Here is an 18,136-nt window from a genome sequence, read left to right as displayed (position 1 = left end):
GACTATTGGCGGGCCTTTCCTTGACCTGTCACCTTGAAAAAATAGGGTCTTTTCTTTACCATTTCGCGCCAGATAGAGGTCTCAATCCGATAGTTCGAGATCTCATGTTAAACGGATTTTATCTTTCGTTTCGCTCCGTCTATTTGAGGTGATCCCTCGATTAGACCAATTAAGGGAGAGTAGTTGATGAGCAATGACGGCGTAAATAAAGGCCGGCGTCGACTTCTAATTGGTGCTACATCTGCAGCGGGTGCAGTGGGCGCAATTGGAGTAGCCGTACCTTTCGTCGCTTCCTGGAATCCTAGTGCCAAGGCGAAAGCCGCTGGTGCACCTGTTAAGGCGGATATCAGCAAGCTAGAGCCAGGTCAGCAGATGATTGTTGAGTGGCGTGGTAAGCCTGTATGGGTTGTACGACGCACTGAAGAAGCATTGGCGAACCTAGAAAAACTGAACGGCCAGTTGGCTGATCCAAGTTCAGAGAAACCTCAGCAGCCAGAATACATTCCAGGAACATCTGCTCGCTCTTTGCGCCCAGAGATCATGGTAATGGTTGGTATCTGTACACACTTGGGCTGTTCACCAACTTACCGCCCTGAAGTGGCTCCAGATGATATGGGTCCTGAGTGGTTGGGCGGTTTCTTCTGTCCATGTCACGGTTCTCGTTTTGACCTGTCTGGTCGTGTTTATGCGGGTGTTCCTGCACCGACTAACCTGGTCATTCCTCCTCACTCTTACCTTGATGACAATACGCTTGTTATCGGTGTCGATACGGAGACTGCATAATGGCTGGTTCACGCAATAAGGGTAATCCAGGCTTCATGGGCTGGATCGATGATCGTTTCCCAGCGACAGCACTTTGGGATGATCACCTAGCAAAATACTACGCACCAAAAAACTTTAACTTTTGGTACTTCTTTGGCTCTCTTGCTCTATTGGTTCTAGTTAACCAGATCCTAACGGGTATCTGGCTAACAATGAGCTACAACCCAAGTGCTGAAGGTGCCTTTGCCTCTGTTGAATACATCATGCGTGATGTTGAATACGGTTGGTTGCTGCGCTACTTGCACTCTACCGGTGCATCGGCCTTCTTCGTAGTTGTCTATCTACATATGTTCCGTGGCATGATGTACGGCTCTTACCGTAAGCCTCGTGAGCTTGTGTGGCTGTTTGGTATGACCATCTACCTAGCGCTGATGGCTGAAGCGTTCATGGGTTACCTACTTCCTTGGGGACAGATGTCTTACTGGGGTGCACAGGTAATTGTATCGCTATTCGGTGCTATTCCTGTCGTAGGTGCTGATCTGCAGCAGTGGATTCGTGGTGACTTCTTGATCTCAGGCATCACTCTGAACCGCTTCTTCGCGCTTCACGTTATTGCGCTGCCAATCGTCATTCTAGCGCTTGTAGTACTTCACATCATCGCACTACACGAAGTGGGCTCTAACAACCCAGACGGTGTAGAGATCAAAGAGAAGAAAGATGAGAATGGTGTACCTTTAGACGGTATCCCTTTCCACCCTTACTACACAGTTAAAGACATTGTCGGCGTTGTCGTCTTCCTGTTTGTTTTCTGTACGGTTGTATTCTTCTTCCCTGAGGGTGGCGGTTACTTCCTAGAGAAGCCAAACTTTGAGCCTGCGAATCCGCTGAAAACGCCTGAGCATATTGCACCGGTTTGGTACTTCACACCTTTCTATGCAATCCTGCGTGCGATTACTTTCCCACTGTTTGGCTTGGATGCTAAGTTCTGGGGTGTCGTTGCAATGGGTGCTGCAATTGCGATCCTGTTCGTACTGCCTTGGCTAGATCGCAGCCCAGTTAAGTCGATCCGCTACAAAGGCTGGTTGTCTAAAATCTGGTTGCTCGTATTTGCGATCTGTTTTGTCATTCTGGGTGTTTTAGGTGCGATTCCAGCAACGCCAGAGCGTACTCTGCTTGCTCAGATCTGTACTGCTTTGTACTTTGCATTCTTTATCCTAATGCCATGGTACACACGCATGGAAAGCACTAAACCAGTACCAGAGAGGGTGACAGGCTAATGAAAAAGTTTCTATTTACTCTAGTAGTGGCCCTTATTCCATCAGTAGCTTTGGCTGCTGGTGGTGCAAAAATGCCACTGGAACATATTGAACTGGATCGTACCAACGAAGCCTCTTTGCAGCGTGGTATGGCGACGTTTGTTAACCGTTGTCTTGGCTGTCACTCAGCTCAGTACCAGCGTTACGAGCGTTCAGCGACGGATCTAAACATCCCTGCGAATCTGGTTGAGGAGCACCTCATCTTCGGTGACAAGAAGATCGGTGAGCAGATGACGATCGCTATGAAGTCTTCTGATTCGGCAACATTCTTCGGTAATCCTCCACCAGATCTAACGCTAGAGACACGTCTACGTGGTCCAGATTGGGTATACACTTACCTTAAGAGCTTCTACAAAGATGAGTCGCGCCCATGGGGTGTTAACAACGCCGTCTTTAAAGATGTGGGTATGCCTAATGTGTTGGAAGATCTTCAAGGTACAGTGACACTTCGTTGTTCACAGGAAGAGCTGCTGCACCGTGGTTTAGAGTCTGAAATCGATCCACTAACAGGTGTCGCTAAACCAGGCTGTCTAACGGTCGATAATGGCACTGGTTCACTTGAGCCTGCTGAGTTCGATAAGGTGATCTACGACCTTGTTAACTACATGGCTTACATGGCGGAACCGTCTAAAGCAGATTCGCACCGTATCGGTACGAACGTATTGATCTTCTTGTTCTTCTTCTTCTTTATCGCGTTTGCATTGAAGAAAGAGTACTGGAAAGACATACACTAAACGTTCGATTTCTGTTAAATTATAAAATCTACGTATTCCATCGGGGTGCGTAGATTTTTTGTTTCTAATATCTGTTAATTTTTGGAGTAGTAGATGGGCGTGGTAGCTAAACGTTCTTCAATGACCTTTTTCTCTGATGGAGCTGATCATTACAGCCATCGAGTTCGCATTGTTCTGGCGGAAAAAGGTGTAGCGGTTGATATTGTCGACTGCCAAGATGATGAGTTGCCAGAAGATGTTGCTGCTCTTAACCCATACAACAGCCTACCAACACTGCTTGATCGCGAACTGGTTCTGTTTGAATCGAATGTGATGATGGAGTATTTGGATGAGCGTTTTCCACACCCTCCATTGTTGCCGGTATACCCTGTAGCTCGTGCAGAGAGCCGTCTCTACATCTACCGTATTCAACGCGACTGGTGTCGCTACGCTGATACCATTCTTAACAAGAAGGGTAGCGAAGAAGAGATCGATGCTGCACGCAAAGAGCTGCGTGACAGCCTAGTGGCAATCTCACCGATCTTCCAAGAGAAGCCGTACTTCATGAGTGAAGAGTTTAGCTTGGTCGATTGTGTTATTGCTCCCATTCTATGGCGTCTGCCTGCGATGGGTATTGAGCTTCCAGAAGCTCAGTGTAAGCCGCTGATCGCTTACATGGATCGCCTATTTGATCGTGAATCTTTCCAAGAGTCACTATCAGAAGCAGAGCGCGAGATTCGCGAGTAATCTGTGTCTGAACTAACCCCCTCGCGTGGTTACCTGCTAAGAGCCCTCAATGAGTGGCTCTTAGATATGGATCTAACGCCCCATATTGCTGTTGATGCTCTGGTACCAGGCACCGATGTTCCTCAAGAATTTGTCAAAGATGGGCAGATCACACTCAATATAGCGCCCGGCGCTGTACGTGATCTCTACATGGACAATGAGGCGCTCAGCTTCAACGCTCGCTTTTCAGGAACGCCTCGACAAGTCTATGTACCGATGGCGGCGCTGATCGCTATTTTTGCCCGCGAGAACGGTGTCGGTATGGGGTTTGGTATGGAGCCGGGTGCCGAAGCACTTAATCTTGTGCTAGAAAAGGCGCATGCAGAGCCAGGGAGTACTGAAGCAGTGACGGCAGAAGCCTCAGCTGCTAAACCTGATGCTGCCAAAAGGCCTGGCTTGCGTGTCGTTAAATAGGCGATGAGATAATAAAAAGGGAGCAATTAGCTCCCTTTTTTGTGCCTGTTAGCTGCTTATGGCAGTGGCACGTACTCAAATACTTTAACAATGCGCTGCACACCGGGTACTTCACGCACAATCGCTACGGCTTGATCGGCTTCGCGCTGGCTAACCAAGCCCATCAAGTAGACAATGCCATTTTCGGTGACAACCTTAACGCGTAGCCCCTCAATTGACTTGTCACTTAGGAGTTTCAGTTTAACGCGGCTGGTTAGGTAGATGTCGTTACTGCGTACAATCGTTGAGCTTGGTCCTGCAATCTCAAGTTCGTTGTGGATGCGTTTGACTTCTCGTGTCTGTCCAACGATCTGCTCAGCCTCTTGGCGAACATTCTCATTAGGCACCTGACCCGTTAATAACACCTGGCCGTTAAAGCTTTTCACATTGATGTGAGACTGAGCCAGTGGTGCCGATCCTTTACTTAGGTTGACCATGACTTTTAGCTCAATGGCTTCATCTTCGATGATGTTACCCAGTGTACGATTTCCAACGTCTTCGCGAATCGGCTCCTCACGTGATGAGCTTACGATGGTAGAACAACCCGTTACTAGAGTTGTTGTCATCACAAGAGTGGCTAGGACTTTTTTCATGGCAAGTTAAGCTCCAAAAAGTTGATATTCAATAAGATCGAGAAGGCATTGAAGGGTCAGCATCTGTGCCAGGTGGATCGCTGGATCGTCCTCTGCTGCTACGCAGATCTCAATCTCTGTTGGCTCCAGTAGCGCCGTAATATTTCCGCCGTCACGACCCGTGATCGCGATCACCTGCATTTCACGGTCGTGTGCCGCTTGAATTGCTTGAATGAGGTTACGATCATTACCTGAAGATGAGATTAATACTAAAACATCTCCGGGTTGACCCAATGCCTGGATTTGGCGCGCATAGGTCTGAACATAGCCAGACTCTTCTGCGGTACCGGTAGTGACACCGGAGTCAGCCCCAAGAGCGATAGCAGGCAGGCCCGGGCGCTCTTCACGAAATCGCTGCATAAGCGTCGTTGTGAAGTAGTTAGCGATCGATTGACTCGCGCCATTACCGGCGCAGATGATTTTGTGCTCTGACATTAAACAGGCTAGCAGCTGTTCAGAGGCGTCAGCGATCACCGGCGAGTAGTGCTCAATGGTTTGAGCGCTAATGCCTAAGGCGGTGTGTAACTGATTGACGATTCTCTCTTCGAGTTCCATATGACTACTAGCTATCGGGTCTAAAGGCATCTTTATACCATAGACAGTTGCTTATCTCGCCCCCTGTAGTGAGAGAAATGACATCAAATCTAAAGTTGTGGTTTGCATAACGTCTATTTTGGCCGATCCAGAGATGTGCGGCTTTAATCAGTTTGCGCTGTTTGCTGGCCGTGACGCTCTCGGCGCCCGACCCATAATGGGGATTGGATCGGACTCTTACTTCAACAAAAACGATGGTATCGGAGTCCAGCATCACTAGATCAATCTCCCCAAAACGGTAATTCACGTTTCGGTTTAGATATTTTAGACCCTGTTTACGAAGATACTGCTCAGCGATCTGTTCGCCCTGGTTGCCGATGGTTTTGCGGTTCATAGTCTCATCCTTGAGTGGTTATGAACTTAGTTTAGCTGAACCTCTTGAGTCTGCATGTTGATAGTCTCTGGCTGAGGCTCCTCCAAAGGGTCACTCTTTAAGGGCTTGGTTTCAGGTATCTGTGGTTCGCCCAATAAAACAGGTATACCTTGATCAAATTGTGCCCAGAGTAGCTGACGATTAAATCGTCCTGATGGGTCTAAGCTTAATCGGCCTGTCTCCCCTTGCACCGTTAGCTCTGGTGAACTCTTTAGCTGACTTAGGAAGGGGTAGACTTTGACCGCGTCTGAACCCAGTGCGTAGAGGCGTCCAAGTCGACTCGCGCTGTCGGGTCTCTCGAGTGCTAATGAGAGGTTCAAAGCTGTCGTTGGCTGAAGTAACCAGGGTTGGTCTGGGAATTGGATGCGATTAAGGTCGACGTCCCTTGTCTCATTGAAGTTGCCTTCAAAGTGGTGGGAAGTCGCATAAATGGGGTAATCACCAGCAAAATGGAATGCGAGCATGGGAGTCAGTTGACGTGCATCCTGTGGTTGAGCGGCCAGCAGAATGGCATCAATATCGCGTCTTGGACGCTCATCAAACTCCAGCGACTCGCCTAACAGTTTTTTAATCGCGTTGTATCGCTCAGTACTTTGATCCGTATTGAGCAGTTGGCTGACCTGACTGGATAGATCGCCATTCAGCTCATAACTCAATTCGGCAACGGCTTCTGCGCCGCTAGATTCTAGGTTCTGTCTGAAATCATCCGCTAAACGAGCGCCCCATGCCGCGGCTGGGGTGATCAGTGCAAAGCGTTTGTGTCCTTCTAGAGTGGCTCTGGTGACAACCTGTTTGATCTCTTGGTCCGAACCTAAATCGAGTTGAAATAGGTTGTCAGTCAAACGGTCAGTTCGGTTAAAGGTGATAAAAGGGACTGGAAGCTTGCCGTTATTTCCCAGTTCATCAATCAATTTACCGCGCAATGGCCCAATCACTAGGTCGGCTTGCTGCTCTATTGTATAGGCGATGATGCTCTCAGCACTGGCACCCTCTGTATCAAGGCTCACTAACTCAGGCGCCTCAAACCCACGTTGTGAGCGCGATTTAAGCGCAGCAATAACGCCCTCTGAAATGATTCGAGCCGGCTCAGCCAAGGGGCCGCTGAAGGGTAGGGCAATTAGGATACGTTTGGCAGAGATAACATCACCATCGAGAAGAGACGCGAGAGCTGCGGGTGGCGTATTACTTGCTGGGTGCTTGTCCCAGAGTGTTCGCCATTGTGAGGCGACTTCACGTTGGGCTGTTAAATCGTTTATTGGAGCAAGGTGCAGTGCGAGTTCAATCCACCCTTGGGTAACAAATCCATAGTTTGAGAAGTTGGCCGCAACCAAGGTTTCATTATCGACTTGGTTAATCAGTGCCCAGATTTGGTCGTTGATACTCTGCTGTTGATCGAGCGAAAGCTCGTTAAGTTCACTCAGAGATAAAACGGCACTGAGCGGGTTGTTTTGCTGTTCGAAAATGTCTGCTTTGAGCAGTGCGATCTCAACACGCTGTTCGCTGTTAAGTGTAGGAAGGTTTTGATCCGTTAAGCGGTTCAGCGCTGACCCACTATCACCCAGCTTAAGGTAGGCTTTTGCCTCTAATTGAACGACGTTGAAGGCGTTATTACTGTTGATGCCTGCTAGGTTGATGACTGACAGACTGTTCGCCGCCTCTTTGTAACGTTGCTGATCAAATAGCAGGTTAGCGGCTTTAAGGCGAAGTACCGCTGCTTGATCACCACGAGCATTGATCGCTTGTAGCAAAATGTCTGCGGCCGTGCTTGCCTGCTTTGGCGAATCCGGTGTTTTATCGACGACGGTTGGTTTTTCTAGTTGCGGAGTACAGCCTGCCACTAGTAAAGCTAATATTGCGCTTCTTCCTAACAACTTCAATGCGTTGCTCATGTTATAGTCCACACCCTGTAACTCAAATCGGATGGATATCATATGTCTTTGCCTACCCTGTATGTTGTGGCAACGCCCATTGGAAATCTTGCGGACTTTACGCCTCGTGCGCAGCAAGTGTTAACCGATGTCGACCTTGTTGCGGCTGAGGATACTCGCCATACAGGAAAGCTTCTGCAGCACTTTAACATTAAAGCGAACTTGATATCAGTACATGATCACAATGAGCGCCAACGCGCGGGATTGATTATTGATCAGTTGGCGGCTGGAAAGAGTGTTGCTCTAGTGTCTGATGCGGGAACTCCGCTCATTTCGGATCCCGGCTTTGTTCTGGTGCGGGCCGTTAAGGAGGCTGGTTATGCCGTCTCACCGCTTCCTGGGTGTTGTGCCTTTGTTGCCGCTTTAAGTGCCTCTGGCATGCCTTCTGATCGCTTCTCATTTATCGGCTTTCTACCAGCTAAAACGGGTGCTCGAGTCAAAGCGTTAGAGCAGTTGTCTGATCGTGAAGAGACGCTGATTTTTTATGAATCGACCCACCGCATCGTCGACTCCCTAAAAGATATGCAGAGCGTCTTTGGTGATCAGCGAATGGTGGGCGTAGCTCGAGAGATCACAAAGACGTTTGAGACTATCCACTCAGCACCCATTGCAGAGCTGATTGAGTGGATGTTGGCTGACGCTAACCAGCAACGTGGTGAGTTCGTTGTGATGGTTGAAGGGGCTGTCAAAGAGGAGGGCTCTTTGAATGAAGAGACTCTTCGCGTACTCAATTTATTGGCTGCTGAACTGCCTCCCAAAAAGGCCGCTGCCATCACTTCTGAGATCACGGGTGTTGGAAAAAAAGAGCTCTATCAGCAGCTAATTTCCTAGGGGGCCGTTTCGAAGCGTGCTATGCTTTACTCTGAGTCTTTTAGACAGTCGCCGCTCTGCTTGCAGAGGGGAGGAAAGTCCGGGCTCCATAGGGCAAAGTGCCAGATAACGTCTGGGCGGCGTGAGCCGACGGAAAGTGCAGCAGAAAGTATACCGCCTAAGCGCTTCGGCGCCGGTAAGGTTGAAAAGGTGCGGTAAGAGCGCACCGCGTGGGTGGCAACACTCCACGGCGATGGTAAACCCCACTCGGAGCAAGACCAAATAGGGACCTGTTAGGCGTGGCCCACGCTAGGTCCGGGTAGGTCGCTGGAGGTTAGGAGTGATCCTAATCCTAGATGAATGACTGTCCACGACAGAACCCGGCTTATCGAAAGACTCACCCAATACCAAAAAGGCCGCTCTCAAATAGAGCGGCCTTTTTATTGGTCACTACCGCCTAATCTTTATATTTTTTATGGCACTCTATGCACTGGTTTCTAAGGCTGTGCAGTGTGTCTTGAAAACGCTTCAGATCGTTTGGAGTCTCTTCTGAAAGTTGCTCGGTGGTTGCAACAAACTCCGCCATCATCGATTGAAATTCAGAACCCTCGCTCCAGATCGATGCATTAGCATCACCCCAAGGGGCTTTTGGTTCAAACTGGGAAGCTAAGGGCTGTGTCGCTTTGACTAGATTGGCCGAATACTTCTTGATCAGCTCTGGTTGAAAAGAGATTCGCTCTTTGGCCATATCGTCCAGTGGTGAGAAGTTACGCCGTACCTCCTTAAAGCTGTCAGTACGAAGCGAATGCCACTCTCTAAAATACTTCCCATCGGTCTCTTGGGTGTAGTGTTGGTAACCCAAAACGGATAAACCGATCATTGCCAGTAAACCGATCGTGATGATGGATATTTTTCTGTTCATGTCATTTGCCTGAATTGAGCTCTATTCATAGATTACAAATTTCGCTAGGGTAGCAACCCGTTTAGCTTTTGTGCCGTATACGATACCTCATGCGTAGCCGTTCAGGCAGATAATTTAACAATAGGTGTTAGGGTTTTGGTTAACGTTGGTTTTTTGGATGGTGGTGTAGGTCAGGAGATCTTTCAGCGTGCGGGCAAGCCACGTCACGCTCTCTGGTCTGTCGAAGTTATGATGAACCAGCCTGATATTGTTCGTCAGGTGCACTCGGATTATCTTAATGCTGGTGCGAGAACACTCTGTCTAAATACCTACACCGCGACCCCAACTCGTCTCAAGCGAGCGGGTGTCACTCATCCTATTGAGTCCATCTACAGCTTGGCCAGCAAAACGCTAGAATCCATTCGTGAATCCTCTGACACTCATTTTGATATTGCAGGTGTGTTGGCTCCGATTGAGGGGAGCTATTTACCCAATCCGCCACGCAGCTACCAAAGCCTGTTAGATGAGTTTCGATTGATCTGTGCGCTGCAGCCAGAGGTTGATCTGTTAATGATCGAAACGATGAGCAACTCCACTGAAGCGCGTGCTGCATGCCGGGCTGCACAAGAGACCGGTAAGCCTTTTACTCTTGGTATCCGTGTTGAACCCAATGGTCTGTTGAGATCAGGGGAGTCGATAGAAGATCTCTTAACCGCTGTGAAAGAGTTTGATCCCAATGGGTACTGGATCAACTGCTCTGCACCCGAGGAGGTGCCTGCAGCATTGAAACAGATCGCTGACCATCACAAACCCTTTGGTGCCTACGCTAATGGCTTCTCATCTGTTGAGCCCCTGGCTGCTGGTAACTCGGTCGCCGAGTTGATGGAGCGTAAAGATCTTACCCCGCATCAGTATGCCGAACTGGCGCTGGATTGGTTTGAAACGGGTGCTCGGTTAATCGGTGGTTGTTGCGCGATCTCTCCCAAGCACATGCAGCAGACGGCCGAGTTGCTCTCTCTTCAGGGTGCGCAGTTGGTGCCGGTCTCACAGATCCTAAAACCCTAATCGCTACTAAGCCATTAGGCGGTCGTTAGGTGCGCACCATCATGGTGCATAACTCTGCCCATTGACTGTGCATTTTTGGTGCGTACTCTCAATCTGTTTATATTTTATCCTATAAAAACAAAGGTTTATAATTTCTGGTACCCTGTTTGCAGTAGCTTCATAACGAATACTTAGATGAACTGTTATGAGTCGACTACTGCTCTCTACCGATCTGGATGGAACCCTTCTAGATCACTACACCTATAGTGCCGCGCCCGCGGACACACTCTTTCCGCTATTAAATCGGCTGAATATCCCTTGGATTTTCAATACCAGTAAAACAGCACCTGAGTTGATTGCGCTGCGAAGCCAGTTGGCCAACTCACACCCCTTCAGTGTCGAGAACGGTGGAGCTATTTATCTGCCCAAGGGGAGTCAGTTAGCAGCTGATTGGGAGATGCAAGAGCACCTCGGGTTTAACGTCATCAATCTTGGTCTGACACGCTCTGAAATTTTGTCACGAGTTGAGCCTTTCAGATCGCAGTTCAACTTCTATGGTCTGTCGGAGGTCTCTGCTGATGAGATGGCTGCTTTGACCGGGCTCTCGCTTGAGCGGGCTGAGTTAGCCCTGGATAGGGATTTCAGCGAACCCCTGGTCTGGAGAGACTCTGAAGAGCAGCTTCAACGTTTTGCGCTATCTCTAGCGAAGGTGGGTATTCAAGTCGTTAAAGGGGGGCGTTTTGTCCACCTGCAAGGTGAAGTATCAAAAGCGCTCTCTCTTGCTTGGTTGATCGATCAGTACCAAACGCTTTGGAACGTCAATGTTGAAAGTGTTGCGCTGGGTGATGGTGAGAACGATCGCGCGATGCTTGAGATGGCGGATATTGCCATACAGGTTCGATCTCCCATTCATAGCTTTCCAGTTATTAATGCCTCAGGTGAGGTGATTCAAACAGATCTTTGCGGGCCAGAGGGTTGGTATCAAGCGGTTAAGGCCTTGATCACTGATCGATTCCCCGATGCATTTTAATTTAGGAGTATTTCATGGGCGATTTTTATCAAAACGGTATCATTACAACGCTGCATAATTTGTCAGATAGACCGGTTGAAGCGCTTGAATCAGAGTTGATGGAGTTCTCTAAGCAGCGGCCAATGGGGTTGATCCTACCCTGTCTCTACTCGGAGTTGGAGACCGAAGCGATGCCCAATATTCTTGAGCATCTCAAGCAGGTCCCCTACCTGTCACAGATCGTGATCGGTTTAGATAGGGCTGATGAACAGCAGTATCGTGACGCCTTAAAATTTTTCTCCGATCTTCCACAAAATACCAAAGTGCTCTGGAATGATGGTCCACGTCTGCGTGCCGTTGATAAGATTTTGCAAAGTCATCAGCTATCCCCTGATCAACCCGGTAAGGGGCGGAATGTTTGGTTCTGCATGGGGTATGTGTTGGCATCGGGTGTTGCAGAGTCTGTGGCAATGCATGACTGTGATATTTTGACCTACGACCGTTCTCTGCTGGCGCGACTTATCTATCCGGTTGCCAACCCCAACTTCAACTACGAGTTCTGTAAGGGGTTCTATGCGCGGGTTGCAGACGGCAAGATTAATGGTCGGGTCAGCCGATTGTTGGTAACCCCGCTGTTAAGAGCACTGAAGAAGGTGTGTGGGCCGCTCGATTATCTGGAGTATCTGGACAGTTATCGCTACCCCTTGGCGGGCGAGTTCTCGTTCAGACGCGATGTGATGAATGATATTCGTATCCCATCCGATTGGGGTCTGGAGATTGGCGTATTAAGTGAGATGACTCGCAACTACTCTAACAACCGCCTCTGTCAGGTTGATATTGCCGACATCTACGATCATAAACATCAGGACATCTCGCTCGATAATGAGAATGCCGGACTCTCTAAAATGTCGATCGACATTACCAAAGCGGTGTTCAGAAAGTTGGCGACCAATGGCATTGTCTTTAATCAAGAGACCTTCCGAACCATTAAAGCGACCTACTTCCGGATTGCTCTCGATTTTGTGGAGACCTACCGCAATGACGCACTGATCAACGGTTTGAAGTTAGACGTTCACCATGAGGAGCAGGCTGTTGAGCTGTTCGCTCAAAACATTATGAAGGCGGGAACTCACTTCTTGGATCATCCAATGGAGACCCCCTTTGTACCAAGCTGGAACCGCGTGATCAGTGCCTGCCCAGATGTGCAGCAGATGATTTTAGATGCGGTCGAAGCGGATATGAGCGAATTTGGGGAGGGTTGATCATGGTGATACTAAACCACACTCCGCTTGAGCAACGCGTAGCCGCACATCTAACGGCACTCTTCCCTGATAAGGATGTTCATGAGCTGACCCGGCAGTGTCTAAAGGTTATGCAGATCTCGGTGGATACCCCCTCTCCTGAACCACATCGAAATATATGGGATCAGTCTGATGTCATGCTGATCACTTATGCTGACTCGCTTAGGAAAGAGGCTGAAGTGCCCCTTAAGACATTGAATGACTTTGTAAAGAGTCGTCTTTCAGAGAGCATCTCGGTGGTTCATCTGCTGCCATTCTTTCCATTCAGTTCCGATGATGGCTTCAGTGTTATGGACTACACCACGGTCAATCCCAGCTGTGGAGATTGGTCTGATATCCGTTCCATGACCCAATCTTTTAAGGTTATGGGTGACCTGGTCATTAATCACTGCTCAAGTCGCAGCCTCTGGTTTGAGAACTACAAAAAAGGGATCGATCCAGGGGCGGGTTACTTTTTTGAAGCCGAGCCTGAATGGGATCTGTCGCAGGTGGTTCGCCCCAGAACTTCGCCTCTTCTTAAAGAGGTACGTACTGTGAATGGCGAGAAGCACGTTTGGTGCACATTCAGTCATGATCAGGTCGATCTAGATTTTACTAATCCAGATCTGCTGCTAGAGATTCTCTCGATCATACATCTCTATTTGGAGCAGGGGATACGTTGGTTCCGCCTCGATGCGGTGGCTTTTTTGTGGAAGGTGCCTGGCACCAGCAGTATCAACTTGCCAGAGACTCATGAGGTGATACGGCTGCTACGACTGCTCATAGAGCACCACTCACCGGACGCCGTCATCATTACCGAGACCAATATTCCCAACTCGGAAAACCTCACCTACTTTGGTAACGCTAATGAAGCGCATCTGATTTATAACTTTTCCCTCCCTCCGTTACTGATTAATACCCTGGTGACAGGTGATTGCACTCATTTGAAGCAGTGGTTGATGACTATGCCTCCTGCCCAATATGGCACAACCTATCTCAACTTTATCGCGTCACATGATGGTGTTGGCTTGCGACCGACTGAAGGGCTGCTGAGCGAATGGGAGATCGACAACCTAATTGGCACCATGCAGAGGTTTGGTGGTCGAGTCAGTTGTCGAACGGACGCCGAAGGAAACTCCAAGCCTTATGAGATCAATATTAGCCTTTGGAATGCTATGGCTGGCACGCATCAGTCGGGTCCTGATGGGCTTCAGTTTGCACGCTTTATCTGTGCAGCAGCAGTAATGATGGCGCTCGAGGGTGTTCCGGCTTTCTACATTCATTCATTGTTAGCGACAGAAAATGATGTCGAACGCATCGAGCACACGGGTAGCTTTAGGTCGATCAATCGTCATGTGTGGGATGCTGATCGATTGGAACAACAGCTCTCTGCAGAGACCCATCACAAAAAGGTGTTCGAAGCGATGCAGGCTCTGCTGAAGGTTCGTCGCAAGCAGCCGGCCTTTCACCCCAACGCGACCATGTACACCTTGCACACAGGGGAATCGCTGTTTGCATTCTGGCGTCAAAGTATCAATCGCTTCCAGAGTATTTTTGCCGTCTATAACATCACCAATGAGCCGCAGACCTTTAATTTGTCGCAGTTGAACCTGGTGATCACCGATGAGTGGACAGATCTCGTTAGTGGAGAGGTGTTTGATGACCGGCTGGCACAAGTGACACTGCGCCCCTATCAATATCTTTGGTTGACCAATAAACCAGCCTAATTCTTTCAGTTATTTGGCACATCGCATAAGCTTGACCTATTAGGGGTTGAGTAGAGCGATGGTGCCAATGAAAGCCATAGTGTTTAGTGCTAGAAAAGATGAGAAGAGTTACCTGATCGACGCCTTTGAGGCTTCAGGTCATGAGGTGATGTTTGAAGAGGTACACCTTAATCGAAAAACTGCCGAGTTGGCGGCCGGTTTCGATGCTGTTGTCGTGTTCGTCAATGATCAGTTGGATGAGTCTTGTCTTGAGAGGCTGGCAGAGCTCAGCGTTAAAACAGTGGCGCTTCGTTGCGCGGGTTATAACAACGTCAATTTAGATGCTGCTAAACGGCTTGGTTTATCGGTTGTACGAGTGCCGGCCTATTCGCCATATGCGGTAGCCGAGCATGCTTTAACGCTTCTGATGACACTCAATCGACACGTTCACAAAGCCTACAATAGAGTGCGAGAGGGTAACTTTTTGCTGGATGGCTTGGTGGGGCGTGATATTCATCGCAAGACGGTTGGGGTAGTCGGCACCGGTAATATTGGTTCAGTCTTCTGCCAAATTATGAGGGGCTTTGACTGTCGTCTGTTAGCCTATGATCCTAATCCCTCTCAAGATCTAATCGAGCAGGGCGTTGAGTACGTAGAGCTTGATAACTTGCTGGAACAATCAGATTTTATATCCTTGCACTGTCCGCTCACGGCTCAGACGCATCATGTGATTAGTGAGCGTGCATTGGCACTGATGAAACCTAAGGCTATGTTGATCAATACCTCTCGTGGAGGTCTGGTTGATACCAAGGCGGTCATCAATGCACTTAAACAGGGTGGATTGTCGGGTCTAGCTATCGATGTTTATGAAGAGGAGTCGGATCTCTTCTTTGAAGATCAGTCTAATCGGGTCATTGCGGATGACGATCTGATGCGCTTGATGACCTTTCCCAATGTAATAGTAACCGGGCATCAGGCCTTTTTGACCGAAGAGGCATTAACTAACATTGCTCAGACAACGGCGAACAATCTAACCTGTCTGGAGCAAAAAGCCTCTTGTGAGAACCAGCTTGTTTAAAGGTAACCCATGATAAAAACCATTTTTCTTGATCGATCAACGCTTGGTCCGACGGTCTCAATAACCAAGCCAAGTTTTGAACATGATTGGATTGAGTACGATCGCACCGCTCAGTCTGAAGTGGTCGAGCGTCTGCGTGGCGCCCAGATTGCGATCTCTAATAAGGTGCCTATTCGTGCCGAGGCTTTTGAGCAACTGCCTGACTTGAAGTTGATTGCCGTTGCCGCGACAGGTTATGACGTGATTGATGTGGGAGCTGCTCGTGCCCATGGGGTCAGTGTAGTAAATGTCCGTGGCTATGCGACTAATACCGTCCCTGAGCATGTGTTAGCCCTTATGTTTGCACTGCGTCGTTCCATTGTTGGTTATCGCCAAGATGTTATTGATGGTGAGTGGCAGAGAGCTCAGCAGTTCTGCTTTTTTAACCACCCGATCAAAGACCTTGCTGGAACAACCATGGGAATCGTCGGTCGGGGTGCATTGGGTAGCGCTCTGGGGCGTCTCTGCTCGGCACTTGGCATGAAGGTTCTCTATTCTGGACGTAAAGGTGAACAGAACCCGCCTGAGGGTTATACCCCCTTCGATCAATTTCTAGCTCAAAGTGATGTGATCTCACTTCACTGCCCGCTGACCCCGGAAACGCGCGGATTGATTGGTGCGGATGAGTTTGCGCAGATGTCTCGACAACCTATTCTGATCAATGCTGGTCGGGGTGGTTTGGTGGATGAACAGGCGTTAGTTGAAGCGATAAACAGTCAGCAGATTGCAGCAGCGGGCTTCGACTGCTTAACCTCTGAGCCAATCAACGACGACCACCCGTTTCACGCTATCCTCACCAGGCCAAATGTCATAGTGACACCTCATGTTGCCTGGGCAAGTGAAGAGGCGATGCAGACTTTATGGGATCAGTTGATCGGTCATATCGATAATTTTCACAAAGGTGAGCCAAGCAATTTGGTGAACTGATTCTCCTCTCTGGAAGATGTTCTCATGGCGGATGTCAGGCTGAAGGCCTGACACCGTCACTCCGTAGTTATTTTCTTGCACCGGCGACTGGCTTTAGCCTGTCACCCGCTCTCTTATTACGCGCGATATTTCTACTACCGCCCCGCTTTTACACCCCTAATAGATGAATTTATATCCACTTTTTTGAAGTTGCATTGCAGCTTGTGTGGGGCTATAGTGGCGTGGAGTGGTAAAAAGTGGGTTAAAGTGGGTCATAGTGGAGAAATGGTGGGGGAGCCGGCTCTTCGCGTGAGTGGCGATTTAAGTCGCAACTCAAGAGATTCACAGATAGGAGTGGTAACGAATGTTCCGTGGGGTCAACAAAATCAATTTGGATGCGAAGGGGCGCATGGCATTGCCTGCGCGCTATCGCGACCAAATTGCAGACTGCTGCGAGAACCAGTTAGTAGTTACCATCGATACAGAAACTCGCTGTCTACTTCTCTATCCGTTACCGGAGTGGGAAACCATTGAGAAGAAGATTGAGTCTCTACCAAGCTTTAACCCCGCGGCCCGCCGCATCCAGCGTCTGTTGATAGGTCATGCTACTGATCTTGAGCTGGATGCGAACGGCCGTTTTCTATTACCACAACCCCTTCGTGAATATGCGCAGATGGACAAGAAGTTGGTGCTTCTTGGTCAGGGCCGCAAATTTGAGATCTGGAGCGAAGACCAGTGGTTAGACGCTCGAGATCAATACCTGGCTGAGACCGATGAGTCGAGCGCTCTGCCAGATGATCTTCAAACGCTTTCGCTTTAGGGGGTGACTCAATGAGTGACTCTTTCAAGCACATCACAGTCCTTCTAAACGAAGCGGTCGACGCGCTGGTGCAAGATCCAGCTGGAATTTATGTCGATTGCACCTTTGGTCGTGGCGGCCACAGTGCGTTGGTGTTAGAGAGATTGAATGAAGAGGGTCGTTTAATTGCTATCGATAAAGACCCTGAGGCGATCGCTTTTGCTCATCAACGTTTTGCGGATGAGCCGCGTTTCTCAATTGAGCATGGCTCGTTCTCACGACTTCAATCCTTTATCGAAGCGCGTGGTTTAACGGGCAAGATTTCTGGCGTTTTGATGGATCTGGGTGTTAGCTCACCGCAGCTGGACGATCCCAAGCGTGGCTTCAGCTTCCAGAATGATGGTCCATTAGATATGCGGATGGATACAACGTCTGGCGAGAGTGCCGCGGACTGGATCAATCGTGCCTCTGAAAAAGAGATCGCCGATGTTCTATTTACCTATGGCGAAGAGAAGTTTGGTCGTCGCATGGCGGCGGCGGTTGTTCGTGAGCGAGAGATAGAGCCTATAACCACAACGGCTCGTTTGTCCTCGATCATTGCAGAAGCTAACCCTAAATGGGAGAAAGGCAAGAACCCAGCGACTCGTGCCTTTCAGGGGATTCGAATTCATATCAATAAAGAGCTTGAAGATGTTGAGCAGGTTCTTGATCAATCCCTAGAGGTGCTTGCTGTTGGTGGGCGTCTTGCAGTCATCAGTTTCCACTCGTTAGAAGATCGAATTGTTAAGCGCTTTATTCGTACTTATGTGAAAGGGGATGAGCATCTTCCTGCAGGTATACCGGTTACGCAGGATATGTTGAATCAACGGCTGAAGGCGATTGGTAAGGCGGTCAAAGCGGGCAAGGATGAGGTGTCTGATAACCCACGCTCCCGAAGTGCGGTGATGAGAATAGCGGAGAAACTCAAATGATCCCATTCTCTATACCCTTCAAGGATAGGCTGGCCA

Annotated in this window: 19 protein-coding genes and 1 other RNA gene; 15 read left to right on the top strand and 5 right to left on the bottom strand. The window is 49.0% G+C overall.

Annotation, left to right across the window (positions count from 1 at the left end; genetic code table 11):
• The first annotated feature begins 186 nt into the window (after positions 1-186).
• From petA to XMA127_RS08575, 5 genes are all read left to right on the top strand, one after another.
• Positions 187-783 (top strand): ubiquinol-cytochrome c reductase iron-sulfur subunit, encoded by a 597-nt coding sequence (gene petA, locus XMA127_RS08595; protein ID WP_173481299.1) that lies wholly within the window; start codon positions 187-189, stop codon positions 781-783.
• Positions 783-2,039 (top strand): cytochrome bc complex cytochrome b subunit, encoded by a 1,257-nt coding sequence (locus XMA127_RS08590; RefSeq protein WP_173481298.1) that lies wholly within the window; start codon positions 783-785, stop codon positions 2,037-2,039. Before petA ends, XMA127_RS08590 begins: the two co-directional genes overlap by 1 nt.
• Positions 2,039-2,812, top strand: coding sequence for a cytochrome c1 (locus tag XMA127_RS08585; RefSeq protein ID WP_173499143.1), 774 nt, complete (start codon positions 2,039-2,041; stop codon positions 2,810-2,812). The genes XMA127_RS08590 and XMA127_RS08585 overlap by 1 nt, the downstream gene beginning before the upstream one ends.
• 93 nt (positions 2,813-2,905) lie before the next feature.
• The gene (sspA, locus tag XMA127_RS08580; protein ID WP_173483075.1) at positions 2,906-3,538 is read left to right on the top strand and encodes a stringent starvation protein SspA; all 633 of its coding nucleotides are present in this window, start codon (positions 2,906-2,908) and stop codon (positions 3,536-3,538) included.
• 3 nt (positions 3,539-3,541) lie between these two features.
• Positions 3,542-3,991 (top strand): ClpXP protease specificity-enhancing factor, encoded by a 450-nt coding sequence (locus XMA127_RS08575; protein WP_173483074.1) that lies wholly within the window; start codon positions 3,542-3,544, stop codon positions 3,989-3,991.
• Positions 3,992-4,047: 56 nt separating this feature from the next.
• Here XMA127_RS08575 and XMA127_RS08570 read toward each other — a convergent pair whose 3' ends face one another.
• Genes XMA127_RS08570 through XMA127_RS08555 form a run of 4 tightly spaced genes read right to left on the bottom strand, consistent with a single transcriptional unit; the run spans position 4,048 to position 7,518 of the window.
• Positions 4,048-4,623, bottom strand: coding sequence for a BON domain-containing protein (locus XMA127_RS08570; protein WP_173481294.1), 576 nt, complete (start codon positions 4,621-4,623; stop codon positions 4,048-4,050).
• Positions 4,624-4,629: 6 nt separating this feature from the next.
• The gene (locus tag XMA127_RS08565) at positions 4,630-5,217 is read right to left on the bottom strand and encodes an SIS domain-containing protein (protein ID WP_173481293.1); all 588 of its coding nucleotides are present in this window, start codon (positions 5,215-5,217) and stop codon (positions 4,630-4,632) included.
• 7 nt (positions 5,218-5,224) lie between these two features.
• The gene (locus XMA127_RS08560) at positions 5,225-5,590 is read right to left on the bottom strand and encodes a YraN family protein (RefSeq protein WP_173484333.1); all 366 of its coding nucleotides are present in this window, start codon (positions 5,588-5,590) and stop codon (positions 5,225-5,227) included.
• Positions 5,591-5,616: 26 nt separating this feature from the next.
• On the bottom strand, positions 5,617-7,518 hold the full coding sequence (locus XMA127_RS08555; protein ID WP_173499142.1) for a penicillin-binding protein activator: 1,902 nt from the start codon (positions 7,516-7,518) through the stop codon (positions 5,617-5,619).
• A gap of 42 nt (positions 7,519-7,560) precedes the next feature.
• Here XMA127_RS08555 and rsmI point away from each other — a divergent pair, with 42 nt between their 5' ends.
• Both rsmI and rnpB read left to right on the top strand, forming a co-directional pair.
• Entirely contained in the window at positions 7,561-8,388 is an 828-nt protein-coding gene (gene rsmI, locus XMA127_RS08550) for a 16S rRNA (cytidine(1402)-2'-O)-methyltransferase (protein ID WP_173499141.1), read from the top strand.
• Between the two features lie 32 nt (positions 8,389-8,420).
• Positions 8,421-8,771, top strand: an RNA gene (gene rnpB / locus XMA127_RS08545) — RNase P RNA component class A.
• Between the two features lie 53 nt (positions 8,772-8,824).
• Here rnpB and XMA127_RS08540 read toward each other — a convergent pair.
• The gene (locus tag XMA127_RS08540) at positions 8,825-9,289 is read right to left on the bottom strand and encodes a cytochrome c (RefSeq protein ID WP_173481289.1); all 465 of its coding nucleotides are present in this window, start codon (positions 9,287-9,289) and stop codon (positions 8,825-8,827) included.
• A 135-nt stretch (positions 9,290-9,424) separates the two neighbouring features.
• Between XMA127_RS08540 and XMA127_RS08535 the strand changes: the two genes are divergently transcribed.
• The 8 genes from XMA127_RS08535 (at position 9,425) to rsmH (ending at position 18,100) form a co-directional block, all read left to right on the top strand.
• Positions 9,425-10,333: a homocysteine S-methyltransferase family protein gene (locus XMA127_RS08535; protein WP_173483069.1), complete on the top strand. Its 909-nt coding sequence runs from the start codon at positions 9,425-9,427 to the stop codon at positions 10,331-10,333.
• 184 nt (positions 10,334-10,517) lie between these two features.
• On the top strand, positions 10,518-11,342 hold the full coding sequence (locus XMA127_RS08530; RefSeq protein WP_173499140.1) for a mannosyl-3-phosphoglycerate phosphatase: 825 nt from the start codon (positions 10,518-10,520) through the stop codon (positions 11,340-11,342).
• A 14-nt stretch (positions 11,343-11,356) separates the two neighbouring features.
• Entirely contained in the window at positions 11,357-12,583 is a 1,227-nt protein-coding gene (locus XMA127_RS08525) for a glycosyl transferase (RefSeq protein ID WP_173499139.1), read from the top strand.
• Positions 12,584-12,585: 2 nt separating this feature from the next.
• Complete coding sequence (locus XMA127_RS08520; RefSeq protein WP_173499138.1) at positions 12,586-14,328, top strand: alpha-amylase family glycosyl hydrolase; 1,743 nt, start codon at positions 12,586-12,588, stop codon at positions 14,326-14,328.
• Between the two features lie 58 nt (positions 14,329-14,386).
• Complete coding sequence (locus XMA127_RS08515) at positions 14,387-15,385, top strand: 2-hydroxyacid dehydrogenase (RefSeq protein WP_371731527.1); 999 nt, start codon at positions 14,387-14,389, stop codon at positions 15,383-15,385.
• Positions 15,386-15,394: 9 nt separating this feature from the next.
• On the top strand, positions 15,395-16,351 hold the full coding sequence (locus XMA127_RS08510; RefSeq protein WP_173499137.1) for a D-2-hydroxyacid dehydrogenase: 957 nt from the start codon (positions 15,395-15,397) through the stop codon (positions 16,349-16,351).
• A gap of 343 nt (positions 16,352-16,694) precedes the next feature.
• A complete protein-coding gene (gene mraZ, locus XMA127_RS08505; RefSeq protein WP_173494853.1) occupies positions 16,695-17,150 on the top strand; it encodes a division/cell wall cluster transcriptional repressor MraZ in 456 nt (151 codons plus the stop codon).
• An 11-nt stretch (positions 17,151-17,161) separates the two neighbouring features.
• Positions 17,162-18,100, top strand: a complete 939-nt coding sequence (rsmH, locus tag XMA127_RS08500) for a 16S rRNA (cytosine(1402)-N(4))-methyltransferase RsmH (RefSeq protein ID WP_173481282.1) — start codon at positions 17,162-17,164, stop codon at positions 18,098-18,100.
• The last annotated feature ends 36 nt before the right edge of the window (positions 18,101-18,136 follow it).

It is taken from the genome of Marinobacterium sp. xm-a-127 (assembly GCF_013283425.1).
GTDB lineage: Bacteria > Pseudomonadota > Gammaproteobacteria > Pseudomonadales > Balneatricaceae > Marinobacterium_E.
The sequence above is the reverse complement of the archived record's forward strand: the minus strand, read 5'-3'. Positions and strand labels throughout refer to the sequence as shown.